General features: G+C 39.2%; 14 protein-coding genes. 13 read left to right on the top strand and 1 reads right to left on the bottom strand.

Annotation, left to right across the window (positions count from 1 at the left end; all coding sequences use genetic code 11):
- Nucleotides 1-21 precede the first annotated feature (21 nt).
- The 7 genes from J4G36_RS07980 (at nucleotide 22) to J4G36_RS07950 (ending at nucleotide 8,342) form a co-directional block, all read left to right on the top strand.
- The gene (locus J4G36_RS07980; RefSeq protein ID WP_210469492.1) at nucleotides 22-1,563 is read left to right on the top strand and encodes an acyl-CoA carboxylase subunit beta; all 1,542 of its coding nucleotides are present in this window, start codon (nucleotides 22-24) and stop codon (nucleotides 1,561-1,563) included.
- A gap of 68 nt (nucleotides 1,564-1,631) precedes the next feature.
- Complete coding sequence (locus J4G36_RS07975; RefSeq protein ID WP_210469491.1) at nucleotides 1,632-2,534, top strand: ketopantoate reductase family protein; 903 nt, start codon at nucleotides 1,632-1,634, stop codon at nucleotides 2,532-2,534.
- The gene (locus J4G36_RS07970; protein WP_210469490.1) at nucleotides 2,531-2,923 is read left to right on the top strand and encodes a DUF3397 family protein; all 393 of its coding nucleotides are present in this window, start codon (nucleotides 2,531-2,533) and stop codon (nucleotides 2,921-2,923) included. Before J4G36_RS07975 ends, J4G36_RS07970 begins: the two co-directional genes overlap by 4 nt.
- Before the next feature lie 73 nt (nucleotides 2,924-2,996).
- The gene (bshC, locus tag J4G36_RS07965) at nucleotides 2,997-4,613 is read left to right on the top strand and encodes a bacillithiol biosynthesis cysteine-adding enzyme BshC (protein ID WP_210469489.1); all 1,617 of its coding nucleotides are present in this window, start codon (nucleotides 2,997-2,999) and stop codon (nucleotides 4,611-4,613) included.
- Nucleotides 4,614-5,047: 434 nt separating this feature from the next.
- Nucleotides 5,048-6,316 carry an ABC transporter permease gene (locus tag J4G36_RS07960; protein ID WP_210469488.1) on the top strand — a complete coding sequence of 423 codons (1,269 nt, stop codon included), beginning with the start codon at nucleotides 5,048-5,050 and terminating at the stop codon, nucleotides 6,314-6,316.
- A 26-nt stretch (nucleotides 6,317-6,342) separates the two neighbouring features.
- A complete protein-coding gene (locus J4G36_RS07955) occupies nucleotides 6,343-7,227 on the top strand; it encodes an ABC transporter ATP-binding protein (RefSeq protein WP_210469487.1) in 885 nt (294 codons plus the stop codon).
- Nucleotides 7,224-8,342 carry an ABC transporter permease gene (locus J4G36_RS07950; RefSeq protein ID WP_210469486.1) on the top strand — a complete coding sequence of 373 codons (1,119 nt, stop codon included), beginning with the start codon at nucleotides 7,224-7,226 and terminating at the stop codon, nucleotides 8,340-8,342. Before J4G36_RS07955 ends, J4G36_RS07950 begins: the two co-directional genes overlap by 4 nt.
- Nucleotides 8,343-8,396: 54 nt before the next feature.
- On the opposite strand, the gene J4G36_RS07945 is transcribed toward J4G36_RS07950, so the two are convergent.
- Nucleotides 8,397-8,906: a hypothetical protein gene (locus J4G36_RS07945; protein WP_210469485.1), complete on the bottom strand. Its 510-nt coding sequence runs from the start codon at nucleotides 8,904-8,906 to the stop codon at nucleotides 8,397-8,399.
- Nucleotides 8,907-9,205: 299 nt separating this feature from the next.
- Between J4G36_RS07945 and mraZ the strand changes: the two genes are divergently transcribed.
- The 6 genes from mraZ to mraY all read left to right on the top strand — a co-directional run bounded on the left by mraZ (nucleotide 9,206) and on the right by mraY (nucleotide 16,230).
- Nucleotides 9,206-9,637, top strand: a complete 432-nt coding sequence (gene mraZ / locus J4G36_RS07940; RefSeq protein WP_210470478.1) for a division/cell wall cluster transcriptional repressor MraZ — start codon at nucleotides 9,206-9,208, stop codon at nucleotides 9,635-9,637.
- A gap of 23 nt (nucleotides 9,638-9,660) precedes the next feature.
- Nucleotides 9,661-10,593, top strand: a complete 933-nt coding sequence (gene rsmH / locus J4G36_RS07935) for a 16S rRNA (cytosine(1402)-N(4))-methyltransferase RsmH (RefSeq protein ID WP_210469484.1) — start codon at nucleotides 9,661-9,663, stop codon at nucleotides 10,591-10,593.
- A 15-nt stretch (nucleotides 10,594-10,608) separates the two neighbouring features.
- A complete protein-coding gene (ftsL, locus tag J4G36_RS07930) occupies nucleotides 10,609-10,977 on the top strand; it encodes a cell division protein FtsL (protein WP_210469483.1) in 369 nt (122 codons plus the stop codon).
- The gene (locus J4G36_RS07925) at nucleotides 10,974-13,187 is read left to right on the top strand and encodes a penicillin-binding protein (RefSeq protein WP_246880439.1); all 2,214 of its coding nucleotides are present in this window, start codon (nucleotides 10,974-10,976) and stop codon (nucleotides 13,185-13,187) included. Before ftsL ends, J4G36_RS07925 begins: the two co-directional genes overlap by 4 nt.
- Before the next feature lie 56 nt (nucleotides 13,188-13,243).
- Nucleotides 13,244-15,157: a penicillin-binding transpeptidase domain-containing protein gene (locus J4G36_RS07920; protein WP_483315892.1), complete on the top strand. Its 1,914-nt coding sequence runs from the start codon at nucleotides 13,244-13,246 to the stop codon at nucleotides 15,155-15,157.
- A 98-nt stretch (nucleotides 15,158-15,255) separates the two neighbouring features.
- The gene (gene mraY / locus J4G36_RS07915; RefSeq protein WP_210469482.1) at nucleotides 15,256-16,230 is read left to right on the top strand and encodes a phospho-N-acetylmuramoyl-pentapeptide-transferase; all 975 of its coding nucleotides are present in this window, start codon (nucleotides 15,256-15,258) and stop codon (nucleotides 16,228-16,230) included.

The following is a 16,230-nucleotide window of genomic DNA, read 5'->3' as shown; positions in this document are numbered from 1 at the left end:
TAAAGAGGGAAGGGGATCGGGATGGTAGAAAAAGTAGAATATAATAAAGATCTTGAATCGAAACTTAAAGAAATCTTTGCGGGCGGTCATTCGAAATATCATGAACGCCTAAAAGAACAAAATAAAATGTTCGCAAGAGACCGCTTAGCACTTCTTTTTGATAACGGTAAATATACGGAGGATGGTCGCTTCGCGAATTATGAAGCGGGGGATCTTCCGGCAGACGGTGTCGTCACGGCTATGGGGGAAGTTAACGGCCAAACTGTTTGCGTGATGGCGAATGATTCGACGGTTAAAGCGGGTTCTTGGGGTGCGAAAACGGTAGAGAAAATCATTCGGATTCAAGAAATTGCAGAAAAAAATCGTGTTCCGATGCTTTATCTCGTCGATTCAGCAGGTGCGCGAATAACAGATCAACTTGAAATGTTCCCGAATCGACGCGGTGCGGGAAAGATATTCCATAATCAAGTAAGATTATCTGGTTTTATTCCACAGATTTGTATTTTGTTTGGTCCATCGGCAGCGGGCGGAGCGTATATCCCGGCATTTTGCGATCTTCTTATCATGGTGGAAGGCAATGCATCGATGTATCTTGGGTCACCGCGAATGGCTGAAAAAGTTATCGGTGAAAAAGTAACGCTTGAACAAATGGGTGGCGCGCGCATGCATTGCTCGATCAGCGGATGCGGAGATGTGCTTGCTACGAACGAAGAAGAAGCTATCGCGGAAGCACGTCGATACCTAGAATACTTCCCGGCAAATTATATGGAAAAACCGAAAGTTAAAGAAACGATTGAAGCGAAAGCGGGTCGTACACTAGAAGCAATCATCCCGGAGAACCAAAATGCACCGTTCGATATGTATGAAGCGATTGATGCATTAGTCGATGAAGGCAGTTTCTTCGATGTGAAAAAATTATTCGCCCCTGAAATTATTACGGGGTTAGCACGAATCGAAGGGCAACCCGTGGGAATTATTGCGAATCAGCCGAAAGTAAAAGGTGGCGTGTTATTCGTAGATTCAGCGGATAAAGCAACGAAATTCATCAATTTATGTGATGCATTTTCAATTCCATTGCTATTCCTAGCTGATGTACCTGGTTTCATGATTGGAACAAGCGTGGAACGCGCAGGTATTATTCGCCATGGCGCAAAACTAATTATGGCAATGAGTTCTGCTACGGTGCCGAAAATTTCGGTCATCGTACGAAAAGCTTATGGCGCAGGTTTATACGCAATGGCGGGTCCAGCTTTTGAGCCAGATGTTTGTATCGCACTTCCCACTGCGCAAATTGCGGTAATGGGTCCTGAGGCTGCTGTAAATGCGGTCTATTCAAACAAAATTGAGTCCATTGAAGATCCAAAAGAAAAACTTGCTTTTGTTCAAGAAAAGCACAAGGAATATCAAGAGGAAATCGACATTTATAAAATGGCATCGGAAATGATTATCGATGATATCATCGAGCCGTCAGACTTAAGAAGCGTCCTTGCGGATCGATTCAGATTGTATAGTACGAAAGAAATAGCGCCAGCACCGAGAAAACATCCAGTATATCCTGTATAATGGAAATATAGAGTAACGAATAGGCCCGCTATTATGCGGGCTTATTTATATGAAAGGAGAATTAGGAAATGGATGTCGTAATTGTTGGCGCTGGATCAGTTGGATTACTACTTGGTTCGTACTTATCTGAATCTGGCCTAGAGGTCACAATGATCGTTCGAAGGGAAGGACAAGCAAACGCTCTTAATAACAATGGGATTCGAAGAATAAATGAAGATGGTTCAGAAACGATTTCACGTATTCATGCGACAACATCAATGCCAACAGGTAGTGCATCTCCTGTCTGGATAATTGCGGTAAAATATATAAATTTACAGCAATTACTAAACGAACTAGATAATTTACAAATCCTAAATCCCATGCTATTTATCCAAAACGGACTCGACCATTTCGGAATGGCGAATGCCACATCGCTTCCGAATCTTGCATTCGCTACCGTTGAGCATGGAGCGCGCAGGCTTGACGATAATACCGTGCAACATAACGGAGTCGGTCTTGTAACGATTGGAGCGGGTAGAGGCGATTCTACTATTTTCGGTATAATTGAAACTGCACATTCAGATCGCTTTCCGGTAACGAGACATGTCGATGCGGAATTTGTATTGATGAGAAAAGTATTGATAAATTGCATGATTAATCCCTTAACCGCGATACTCGAAGTGGAAAACGGCGAGTTGCTCACAAACCCATCATGCCATGAATTATTTGTAGCACTATATGATGAACTCATCAATGCGTTTCCTGATATGAAACCTTTTCTTTCGATAGAGGCAGTATCAGCCGTCTGTCAAAACACCGCGCATAATAAATCATCGATGTTATCTGACCGACTAGCAGGGCGTCCGATGGAAATAAAAACAATCATCACAGCAGTAATTGAAAAAGCCAATGAATTACATAAAAAAGTTCCCCTTCTAGCTATGTTAGAAAAAATGCTTTATGCAATTGAAGGCAAGGGAGAACAACTATGATGGAAACCATTTTATCTGTTCTGTTTGGTATTCTTATATTCTGTCCATATATAATGACGATTCTTATTTTAATGATTTATAGAAGACTAGGAATAGCGCCGGCATCTATACTCGGCCAAGCAGCTGATTTAACTACGCCATTTCTATTTCTTTCGGTATATATAATTTCACGAACGATTTTTGGGGATTTAGTTGGATTTTACATATCTATCACCTCAATCATCATTATTATCATCTATTCAATTGTTGAAAAGAAGAGTGTTAAAGAATTTCTTGTAAAACGTTTTTTACGAAAAGTTTGGCGATTATTTTTCCTTCTATTATCATTTTCGTATATTATCTTGCTCATCATCGGCCTGGTACTAAAAATAATTGAATACACCCTATAAGCGTTTGTTTTTAATCAAGCCCTTTAAAATGATATACTTTGGATAATTAGGAATGTAAAAAAGGGGCTCGCATATGAAAGTGGAGAATATCGCATTACAAGAGCAAAATAAAGTAATGCAATCATACAATCATGATAATGAATTCATACATACGTATTTTGATTATGAAAATAAAGAAAGTTCATATCCAGAAAGACTGGCTGAATTATCAACACGCAATTTTAAACGAAAACAACTTGTGGAAACGGTTCGTTCGTTTATGGAGCCGTTTGGGATTTCACCAACTGCCCACAAACATTTGGAGGAACTCGAGGAAGATGCAGTTACAGTAGTCGGCGGGCAACAAGCGGGAATACTTACAGGTCCTTTATATTCGGTACATAAAGCAATTTCAGTAATATTGCTTGCAAAGAAACAACGCCAAACTTTGGGCGTTCCAGTTGTCCCGGTTTTTTGGGTGGCGGGTGAAGATCATGATATTGATGAAATTAACCATGTCTATACAAATGTAGCTGGACGGATTACGAAGGAAAAAATTCAAGATAAATTCGTCTTGAAATTAATGGCGTCTGATGCGACGTTCGATCAAGTCGAAATGAAAAAATATGTTGAAACGATTTTCAGCAGGTTCGGTGAGACGTCTAATACAAAACCATTGATGGAAGATGTTTTAGCTGCTGTGGATAAAGAAAATACGTTTACGGGTTTCTTTGTTCGATTGATGAATGGTCTCTTTGCAGAGGAAGGATTATTATTCATCGATTCGGCATACAAACCGTTACGTGAGCTGGAAAGCGATTATTTCCAACTACTTATTCATGAATCGGAAAACATTGCTGCAGCCATTGTCGATAAGGAATCAATGTTCGATTCTGAAGGATACGGGAGGCCGTTTGATGCTGAAGGGGATGCTTCGCATTTATTTTATGTACATGAAACTGGTCGGATGTTACTGACGCGAAGAGATGAGTTCTACGTGAATGATAGTGCAGGACTTCGATTTACTACCGAAGAAATGTTGGAAATCGCAAAGGAGTCGCCATTTCTATTAAGTAATAACGTCGCAACTAGACCTATAATGCAAGATCTGATATTTCCGGTTCTCGCATTCGTAGGTGGGCCTGGAGAAATTACGTATTGGGCTTTGCTGAAAGAAGCATTTCACCAAATCGGTATAAAAATGCCAATCATTGTCCCGCGGTTATCGTTAACACTCGTTCCGAGAGATACCTGCAAAGCGCTAAAAGAGAAATCATTGACATTCCAAGATGTCATTTCAGGTGAAGTCGCGGGAGCACGCGCGGAATTTATCGCGACATTGCAAAATAAACAATTTGAACAAGCAGTAATCGAGGCGGAAAAAGTTCTGAAAAAGGAATACGAAAAAATCAGTCGTACAATAGATTCCGATGAACGTATGATGAAGGATATTTTGAAAAAGAACTTGAATTTCCATAAACTGCAGTTCAACTATTTAAAAGAAAAATCCGAGGAAGCGGTAATCATCAAACATGAAGTTGCGCTTCGTAAATTTAGTCTTATTGAAACAGATTTATATCCAAACAATGGTCTGCAAGAACGAAGTTACACGCCATATAAATACATGAATGTATATGGTCCAACCCTCATTAAAGATTTATTAGAACTTTCATTGGAATTTGATGGAACTCATAAGTTAATTCACATTTAACAAGTAACACGCCAATCTGCATCTTCATGCGGTTTGGCGTGTTTTTTAATTGCTTAGGAAACTAAAAGCTTATTGACTGTGGATCTCTTCTAACGTAGATATTTCACGTCTAGCTCCAGGCGCCAGCCCCTCGAGTCGCTTCAGGCTTTAAGACGTAGGAAGGATTGAACTGCATCCTTCTTTGGCAAAGAGCGCCTTTATTTAAAGTTCTCCAGCAAGGAGGAATTGACCCGCATTCTTCTCCTCACGGCTAAACGGGCGCCTTGCGCTTTTGTCATTAGGATTTTTATATATTAGGTCTATTGACTATAGGAGAAAACTCGGATAGCATAAATGATTGAATTATCAAACTCGTTTCAATAACTTGAAAACATGACTAGAAGGGGGACTAGTATTGTGTACTATATTCTATCGAAAGAAATGGGGATGATTCCATGATCAAATTAATACATTTTGAAATGACCAAAATAATTAAATCAAATTTCTTTCGAATGATACTACTAGGTTTTTGCATTTTTATAGTTGCTTACTATGTATTTATAAACCTGAATACAATAAGAGTTGAAGATTTAATAGTAGATGCAGAAAGCACTGTTCAATCCAATAATGAAAACCTTGAGAGATTAAGGGAGTCGCTAGATGCGAGTGATGAGCAGGGAAAAAAACAGATTGAAGATGAGCTAGAGTTTTGGGGAGAATGGAGCAAAAAAGATGAAATAAAACTGAAAGCGCTCCAGGAAAATGATTGGACGACACTTCTGGAACTAGCCATCGCAGAAGATGAAGATCGTTTATCCGCCTATACAAAAGATGATTATTACACTTCATCTTGGCCGACGCCTTTTACAATGGAGACGCGCCTTGAAGGGTATAGGTGGTTAATAGAAAGAAATATTGACCCTGTACTTCGATATGATTTCTGGTCTCATATGACATTCTATGATGTGAATTTTCAAGTCGACGGTATTAGCGAAGAGGAACATAAAGCCTGGCTTGTCAAGCTTAGTACTAAATATTCGTCCGCTGGAATGTATTATCTAAACCACCTATTTCGAATTCTTTTTGGCGTATCCGGCGCGGTATTTTTCCTTTTTCTATTCGGGGATATCGTGACGAAAGAAGGATTAGGTAGAAGCGGGCCGATTCATTTACTGCAAACCCAGCCAATTCGTCGAGATAAAGTGTTGCTGAGCAAGTTTTTAACCGTACTATTATCAAGCGTATTTATTCTCGTAGGCGCAAGTATTATTTCATTAATACTCGGAACGGTTTTTGATTCGTTTGGCTATTGGAATTATCCAGTTTTAATTTACGGGGAAGCGTATTCATACTTTTTTATGAATATGAGCACATTTATTTTAAAGTCAGCATTCCTATTTTTTATGATTCTACTCTTTTGTTATTCCATTCTATTTCTCTATTCAATTTTAACGAAAAGGGCATCTATTGCGCTTGGATTAACAATCGCCACCATCATTATAGGCATTAAACTAAGTGAAGGATCCGTCTTGTTTAGCTTGGCGCCGTATATACCATTTTATTACTTTTCAGTGCCGCAAGTGATGACGATGGAATTAGCTGTAACATTAAAGAACTTCGATTTTTCCTATATGAATGGGCTAATTTCGTTAGGGGTATCTAGTTTCATTATTTTATTTGTGACCTATATCGTTTCTGTCATGCAATATAAATTTGGTCGTTAACGAAAAATTGAATTGGGAGTGATGAGATGATTGTTCAAGTTAGCAATTTAAAAAAAAAATATAAGAAGCAGACGGTGTTAAAAGGAATTGATATAACAGTGGAGTCGCCGCAAATTATCGCGTTAGTCGGCCCCAATGGATCTGGAAAGACGACATTACTCAATTGTATGACAAATCTTCTTTCGTTCAATGAAGGGAACGTCGAAATCCTAGGGAAAAAACATACGGACACATCTCTTTTTTATGAATTGTCCTATTTACAAGACAATCGTATTTTATATGGGGATTTGACCGGCTACGATCACTTGAAATTCATCTGCCATGTCCAAAAAATCCCGTTAACTAAAATTCAGGAAGTCGCCGAACGGGTTGGAATGGCAGATTACATAAAGAAACGAGTTAGAAATTATTCACTCGGCATGAAGCAACATTTATTGCTGTCGATGGTAATTATTAACGAGCCAAAAATATTGCTATTGGATGAGCCATTGAACGGACTAGATCCAACAAGCGCTATAAATATGCGAAAGATTTTGCTGGAGTTATATCAAGAAGGGACGACTATTATTCTATCTTCACATAATCTCGATGAAATTGACCGATTGACAAATACGATTTACTTCATGAAAGATGGTGCACTTCTGAAAGAGTCACTTCAAGACCTAGCGACAAATTACTATTTGATTACCGTAAATGATTTGGAAAAGGCGAAAGAAGTATTGGAAGAACAAAAAACACCTTTTACCATCAATGATAAAAATCAAATAGGTTTTCTCGAAACAGATATTGATCTACAAACATTTATCACGCAGCTCAATAAAAGTTCTATCACTATCGAAAATATTGAGAATGAAAAAGTAGGAGCGGAGAAGCGGTACCAAGAGTTATTTGCAGGGGAGAAATCTGTATGAAATTACTAACCTTCGAATTAAAAAAGGTTTTCTTTAGTAAAAAATTCATATACCTGTTATTGCTAATTATCATTGGCATCAGCGCTCTTTTTCTGCGTAATATTACATTTCAGGAATATATCGAAAAAGAAGAACTAAGAGAGATAGAATCACAAATCAACACCGCCCAGGGAAAATCGAGAATACATGGATTAGAAATAGAACAAGATCCGGAAAATGAAAAAGCAGAATTACTAAAGAATATTACGTCTACTATGCTTATCTCGCTGTATGACTTAAGGGCGGCGAACCCAGGAGATGATTGGAAAGCAAAACTAACACTTCAAAACCAAGCGCTATTGGATACTGTGAAATACAAAGAAGAAGGCGGCGACCATCCATTCTCTTTTAAGGAGATCGAACAAAGGCTTGCCATGAATGAAAAATTATTGGCGGATGATATTAAACCCGAACATCCAATGTATAGCTTAGTGTTACCGAATTTTATGAAGCATATTGTTGATATGTATATTAACTTTGGGGCAATTATTATTTTGGTCCTCATGATTGGTGAAATCCTTTCGGGGGAGTATGAAAATCATTCCATAAATCTATTATTTACTCAGCCGTTAAAAAAGACGCAGATTATTATGAGTAAGTTTTGGAGTTCTGTCATCGTCTATTTGTTTACGACAGGGGTTATTCTCGGGATAATTACCCTAATTGGATTTATTTTTGGGGAAAAGGGAGCATTTAATTATCCAATTCTCATCGAAAGAAACACTCAAATTGATTTTATAACGATTTCTGAATTTTTAACTGAAGGATTATTTGTTTTGACGGTCACGATGGTCATGGTAATTGCCCTTTATTTATTATTTGGTCTGCTGTTTAAGCATACTTTGTTAACGCTGTTTGTTTTATTGGGTGCGCTGGTTGGGGGCTATGTCGTCACATCGTTCATGACGTGGCCAGCTTTTGCATGGCTTAACCCGTTTCAATACTTGTTACCAGAAAAAACAATTATCGTGCAAAATGGAAGCGAGTGGTATCAAGGGATACCAGTAATTCTTTTATTGACAGTTGTATTTTACATCATGGCTTCGCTAAAAATTAAAACAAGCAAAATTGATTAAAAAACTGAAAAAATGTCACTCCGCTAAAAAAGCTGAGTGACATTTTTTCTGCGGCTATCGTATCGACAAAGAAAAAGCATAGATGGCTTTTCCTTTTAAATCACCATCCCATGTGAGGATAGCTGAATAATAATAGACGCCTTTTCCTTTGGGGGCAGTGAATTTTTGGTTGATTACTTCGAAAGTAGATTCTTCGTCTTTTCCTGTCTGGATTAATACAAACTCTTCTGGACTAGTTAAATAGAGACGGTCCTTGTCTGATGCAATAAAAGAGAAAGAAACTTCTGCTTCTTGAGCCACGCTCATGTGAGTTTCCCCCTTTAAAAGTTCCTGCGGTGGGGTAGGTTCGATTGAACAAGTTTTATCATCTTCCTCCTGATCCCAGCAATACGTATCTATGATGCCACCATAAGCTGAATTTTCGTTATGGACACCGAAATCGAATGGTTTCCCTATTTCTTGTGGCGTATCTACAAGCGATTCTTCCTTAACTTCTTCTTTTACTGAACACCCAACTAAAAAAATACCAATTAACATACTGATAATTATCTTCGACTTCCTCATGATAATTTCCCCCTTCTATACATCTAAAATTATTAAAATTAAAAAAATATCTCATACAATTCTAACATCTTTAACATTTCTTATCTATTACCGTTTTAATTTATAGATTGAGACACTTGTTTTTTCTTTAAATAGGGAAACTCCTCCACAAGGTTACTAAGTCTAAGAAATCGCGATATTATCTCATTGAAACAAGTACTATTTACACATTTTCAACGAAAACAGAAAGAAATACCGATTAGTGGTGGAGGAATGTGGGGGGATGTGGTACATTTATTTTACATGGTGGGGTGAAGAGTATGTTCATGGGTGAATATCAACACACAGTAGATACAAAAGGTCGCCTAATCGTTCCTTCAAAATTCAGGGAACATTTGGGTGGTAATTTCGTGTTGACTCGTGGCCTAGATAACTGTCTCTTTGGTTATCCTATGGATGAATGGAAAATACTCGAAGAAAAGCTTAAAGCCTTACCTGTAACGAAGAAAGATGCGCGTGCATTTACCCGATTTTTCTTTTCCGGAGCAACAGAAGTTGAATTGGATAAGCAAGGCCGCATTAACATCCCAGCATCACTGCGTAACTATGCGAAAGTCGAAAAAGATTGTGTTGTTATCGGTGTATCCGGTCGTATTGAAATTTGGTCGAAACCACTATGGGATACTTACTATGACGAATCCGAAGAATCTTTCAATGACATTGCAGAAAACATTATCGACTTTGATTTTTAACTTAAGAAAGTAGGCGGACTTAATTGTTCAATCACACAACGGTATTGCTCGAGGAAGCCGTCGATGGTTTAAATATAAAAGAAGACGGCATATACGTTGACTGCACACTTGGTGGCGCAGGGCATAGTATAGAAATTGTGAAAAGACTTTCAGAAAAAGGTCGTCTCATTTGTTTTGATCAGGACACTTCCGCTATCGAAGTTGCAAAAGAACGACTTAAAGATTATTTAACAAACGTTACTTTTATTCATTCGAATTTTAGGTATTTAAAAGAAGAACTTGCGAACATTGGCATAACCCATGTTGATGGCATTCTCTATGATTTAGGTGTCTCATCACCGCAACTTGATACACCCGAACGTGGATTCAGCTACAATCATGACGCGCCGCTCGACATGCGCATGAATATGGAAGCGACATTGACAGCTTATGACGTGATTAATGATTGGTCTTATGAAGATCTGGTTCGAATCTTTTTCCGCTACGGAGAAGAAAAGTTTTCAAAGGGGATTGCAAGAAAGATTGAGGCGGCCCGTGAAGAATCTCCTATTGAAACAACTGCACAGCTTGCAGAATTGGTGAAGAGTGGAATTCCCGCTGCAACAAGACGTACTGGGGGACATCCAGCAAGAAGAGTGTTTCAAGCAGTACGAATTGCTGTCAACGATGAGTTAGGGGCGGCAGAAGATTCTATCTCCGATGCAATTACATTGCTAAATCCCGGCGGTAGAGTTTGCGTAATCACGTTCCATTCATTAGAGGATCGGTTATGTAAAGCGATTTTTCGCGAAGCATCTTCTTTACCAGAAATGCCGCGTAATCTACCGATAATTCCTGATGGAATGAAACCTTTATTAAAGCAAATTACGAGAAAACCAATTATTCCAGATCCAAATGAAATCGAAGAAAACAAACGTGCCAGATCCGCTAAATTGAGGATTGTCGAAAGAAATTGAAGAGGGGGATAACGAATGGCGATAGAGCAAAGAGTGATGGTTTCACCGCAAAGAGAATATGAAACACATGATTTACCAAAACAACAACCGAAAATCAGGCGTAGCAAAAAGCTGTTTTCAACCGGGGAGAAATTCCTTTTTGTGTTATTTACAGCTGTCCTCGTTCTTTTCGCATCAATGATCTTACATACTGAAAGCCAATTAAATGATGTGAACAGAGAAGTACAAGCACTTAGCGGGAAGATCGAGGAAACAACAAAACAGAATACGGAATTGTCCATCCAAGTGAAGGAGCAATCTACCTATGAAAGAGTATGGGAGAAAGCTAGGGAGCTCGGTTTGAATCTAAACGAAAAAAACGTTAAGGTTGTGCCTGGACGATGAAGAAGAAATTCAGATTCCAATGGGGAGCCTTTCTAATGTTTATCGTTTATGGAGGGCTCTTTTTCTTATTATTTGGAAGGATTGTTTTTATTCAGGTTACTGGTGAAGCAGAAGGCAAAGTCCTGGCTTCAATGGCCGAAAGTAAATATGCTAGGGAATCGATACTTACCGCAGATCGCGGGAAAATTATTGACCGTAACGGCGAGCTGATTGCATCCGATACATTAAGTTATCGGCTTGTAGCGGTATTGGATGAAGGTTTAAGTGATTCAAAGGTAACTCGACATGTTGATGACCCAGAAAAGGCAGCCGAAGTTCTTTCAAAATACCTTCCGCTTGAAAAAGATGAGTTGGTTGAAAGATTGACTAGAAGTGAAGAGCAAATTAAAGAAGGTAAAAAGAAACAAGTCGAATTTGGCAGTGCGGGACGAAATATTAATCATGAAACTGTTTTAGCAATAAGAGAGGAAAAAGTCCCTGGAATACAATTTATCGAATATCAAAAACGATTTTATCCGAATGGGAATTTCGCGTCTTACTTAATCGGTTTTGCCCAAGAGGAAGAAGATGATAAAGGCATCATTTCTACAGTAGGGAAAATGGGACTTGAGGCAACTTACGATGAACAATTGACGGGGGAAGATGGCAAGGTAAACTTCAAGTCTGATAGATTTGGAATTACGCTCCCGAAAGCCGACAAGCAAATTGTGCCGGCTAAAGATGGTCTTGATATTAAACTTACAATCGATAAAACGATTCAAAACATAGTTGAAGATGCAATGAATGAAGTCGATAAAGAATACTCGCCGGATAAAATGTCAGTAATTGTGGCCAATCCGAAAACTGGCGCAATTCTAGCCATGAGCCAGCGGCCATCATTTGATCCTTCAACACGTGAAGGTTTGACGTCGAATTGGCTTAATGAAGCAGTTGAAAATACGATTGAACCAGGATCTACGATGAAAATATTCACTTTGGCCGCAGCGATTGAAGAAAATAAATGGGATCCAAATGCGACCTTTAAATCCGGTCAATATACGCTTTACGATCGTACGATTCGTGATCACGTTCGTGGCGGTTGGGGAACAATTTCTTTTCTTGAAGGATTCCAACGCTCATCGAACGTTTCAATGGCTTATTTATTGGAACGGTTAGGCGACCGCGAATTCATAAAGTATATGGAAAAGTTTGGTTTCGGGGCTAAAACGGGTATTGACTTACCGAAAGAATCTGCAGGCGTAATCCTCGATCGATTTCCTTCCGAAAGGTTAACGACTTCTTACGGGCAAGGGTCAACGGTAACTCCGATGCAAATGATGCAAGCAGTAACGGCTATTGCAAATGACGGAGTGATGATGAAGCCTTATGTGATTGATGAAATATACAATCCGAATACAAAGAAAATTGTCGAGAGTAAAGGGCCCGAAGAAAAAGGCCGGCCAATATCAAAAGAGACAGCCCAAAAAGTGAAAGAAGCTTTAGCGACGACAGTTACATCTGATGCAGGAACGGGAAAAAGATTCGCTTTGAATGGCTATACAGTCGGGGGGAAAACAGGAACTGCTGAAATACCAAGTCCGAATGGCGGTTATTTAAGCGGTGGCTCTAATTTTCTATATTCCTTTATTGGAATGGCGCCGATTGAAGATCCGCAATTAGTCACCTATGTATTAGTGCAACATCCTAAGTTGAAGGCGGGAGAATATGGATCCGATCCTGTATCGAAACTTTTCACTACAATTATGGAAAGTAGTTTAAAGTACTTGAATATTGTTCCGAATGATATTGAAGACGTTGAAACGAATAAACTAGATAGTTTTGTAAAAAAAGATTCTAAAAAAGCGATTGAGAAACTGAAGACAGATGGTTTTTCACCTGTCCTAATCGGTGAGGGCGGAAAAGTGACGAGTCAATATCCAGAAAATGGCGCGCTACTTTCACCTGAATCTGTCGTATTATTAGCAACGGAAGGTCAAACGACATTGCCAGATTTCACGGGATGGTCGAAAAAAACATTGTTATCGTTTAAAATGTTATCAGGCCTAGATATAAGAATAACGGGAGACGGTTTTGTTACCGAACAAAGCCATACAGCGGGAACAGTACCAGGGGAAGATGAACCCATTGTTATCCATTTGCAACGACCATCAGAAATTTATAAAATAAAGCCAAAGGACGCGGAAGAAATGGATGATATTATCGGCGGTTGACGAATAGCGCCCGATGCCACTTCATAAGTTAGTAGAAAATGTGAGGTGTGTCAGCGCTGCGTAAAATCATAGAGTTACAGTCCAAAAAGAGATTGCGAGCAATCTTCGTCTTTTTCATTTTGTTATTTGGCATGGTTATCCTAAAATTATTTCAAGTTCAAATTATTAAGCATGAATTTCTTAAAAGTAAAGCAGAAGAGAATTGGGATCTTGAAATTCCTTTTGGCGGAATGCGTGGTAACATTATAGATCGAAATGGCGAACTAATTGTCGGGAACCAATTAGCGCCGACGCTTTATTTTATGCCTTCCCAAAATAAAGATATAAAAGATGTTGCCACGACACTGGGGAGGATTTTGAATACGGATGTTGCAGCTCTTGAGGAGAAACTATCAAAGAAAACCTATATGGTTAAAATAGCTCCTGAAGGGAAAAACATTTCGAAGGATCAAGCGGATGAGATTGCCAAACTACAAATTGCGGGTCTGTATACAGGCGTGGATTTTGTTAGGCATTATCCAAACAAAGAGTTGTTATCACGATTACTAGGGTTTACGGGATACGATGGCCAAGGACTGGCAGGAATTGAGTATGCTTATGATGAAATTCTACAAGGTACCGGTGATCGAATTCGATTATATACAGATGCGAAGGGTGTTCCTTTACCACATGTAGATGACGGGTTTAGAACAGGAGATAAAGGTGCTACTGTCGAATTAACCATAGATCTTCGAATTCACAAAGTTGTTGAACGTGAATTGCAACAAGCAATGGAGAAATTTGAAGCGACGCAAGCACTTGCTATCGTGATGAATCCCAAAACTGGCGAATTATTATCTGTAGCATCTTTCCCGACTTTTCATCCAGCAGAATATCAAAAAATAGATCCTAGTATTTATAATCGTAATTTGCCAGTATGGATGACATTTGAACCGGGTTCTACTTTTAAAATAATTACACTTGCTGCTAGTTTAGAAGAGCAATTGATAGACTTAGAAAAAGGACAGTTTCACGACCCTGGTTATACGATGGTTGCCAATGCAAGACTTCGTTGTTGGAAAAGAGAAGGCCATGGCTCCCAAACATTTTTAGAGGTCGTTGAAAACTCATGTAACCCGGGTTTTGTAGAAATGGGCAGACGTTTAGGCGGAGATAAATTAGATAAATACATTCGGGATTTCGGGTTTGGTCAAACTACAGGTTCAGGAATTGCCGGAGAATCCAAAGGTATTTTATTTTCAAAAGAGGGATTTGGACCCGTCGAACAAGCGACAACTGCGTTCGGTCAAGGTATTTCGGTAACGCCGATTCAACAAGTTCAAGCCGTTGCCGCAGCAATTAATGGCGGTAATCTTTATAAGCCGTATATTGTAAAAGAAATTGTAGACGCTAATGGAAAGTCGATTCAAAAATTCGGTCCGGAACTTAAAAAGAAAGTCATCAGCGAAGAAACATCTAAAGAGGTTAGGCATGCATTGGAGTCAGTTGTCGCAAACGGTTCTGGACGTAATGCGTATACAGATGGACTTCGCGTTGGCGGAAAAACAGGTACCGCGCAAAAAGTGGTAGACGGACATTATAAAGACGGCGAATATATCGTTTCCTTTATCGGGTTTGCACCTGCTGATGATCCAGAACTTCTCGTTTATGTCGCCATTGATAATCCAAAAAACTCTGTTCAGTTCGGAGGCGTAATCGCCGCACCGATTGTAGGAAGAATTATCGAAGAAATAGCACCGGTAGTCGGTATTACAAAGCGGGAAAATCAACTTGAAAAAGAATATCGTTGGGGAGATGCAATCACTCATCGGGTGCCGGATCTCACTGGAATGACAAGGGAGACCGTCCGCAACCAACTTTATACGTATCGAATCGAATGGCATGGTAATGGTGAAAAAGTTAAACATCAACTTCCTGCAATCGATACGCTTATCACTGTTGACGATATTATTCACGTTTATACAGAATGACATTTGGGTTGATGAACAATGAATGCCCATAAAAATTTATGCGAAGTCTGAACCAGTATTAAGTTCATAACTGTTTCAGAAATAGAAGGAGAAAAATCATGACACTCGCTACTACGTTGACGGCAATGGCTGTCGCATTTACCATATCAATAATATCGGGGTTCTTAATCATACCAGCCCTAAGACGAATGAAGTTTGGTCAAAGCATTCGTGAAGAAGGCCCGAAAGCCCATCAGAAAAAGGCGGGAACGCCGACGATGGGCGGGCTTATTTTCCTAACTTCAATTATCCTATCAACCCTTATACTGGATTACATATACGATGATGTTTTGACGACACCTACAATTGTATTGTTATTAATTCTTGTAGGCTTTGGATTGATTGGATTTTTAGATGATTTCATCATTGTAGTGTTAAAAAGAAACCTTGGTTTAACCTCATTACAGAAGTTGATTGGCCAAATCATCGTTGCGATTATTGCGTTTTTTCTGTTGCAAATGGGTCCGTTTGAAACAACAGTAGCTATTCCGTTTACGGCGATTAATATTGATCTTGGAATTATGTATATTGCATTTCTAATATTTTGGCTCGTTGGTTTTTCCAATGCTGTCAATATTACGGACGGACTTGATGGTCTTGTTGCAGGTTGTTCTGCAATATCCTTCGCGGCGTTTGGTGTACTTGCACTTCATTACGGGCAAGAAGATATAGCTACATTTACATTTGTGGTCTCGGGTGCCATGCTTGGCTTCCTCTTCTTCAACAGCAAGCCTGCCAGAGTGTTTATGGGCGATACTGGTTCATTAGCGCTGGGGGGAGCTCTTGCCATGATTTCAATCCTTATCAAGCAAGAAGTTTTGTTATTATTAGTTGGTATTGTTTACGTCGTTGAAACCTTATCAGTAATAATCCAAGTCATTAGCTTTAAATTGACAGGTAAACGGGTATTTAAAATGAGCCCCATCCATCACCATTTCGAATTATCTGGATGGTCGGAGTGGAAAATTGTCCTTGTATTTTGGGGTGTTGCAGCCTTAGCGGCAATCGTACCTGTACTGTTGGAGGTGTTATAA

Origin of the sequence: Sporosarcina sp. 6E9 (genome assembly GCF_017921835.1) — a bacterium.
Classification (GTDB): domain Bacteria; phylum Bacillota; class Bacilli; order Bacillales_A; family Planococcaceae; genus Sporosarcina.
This window is presented reverse-complemented; position numbering and strand designations above follow the sequence as displayed.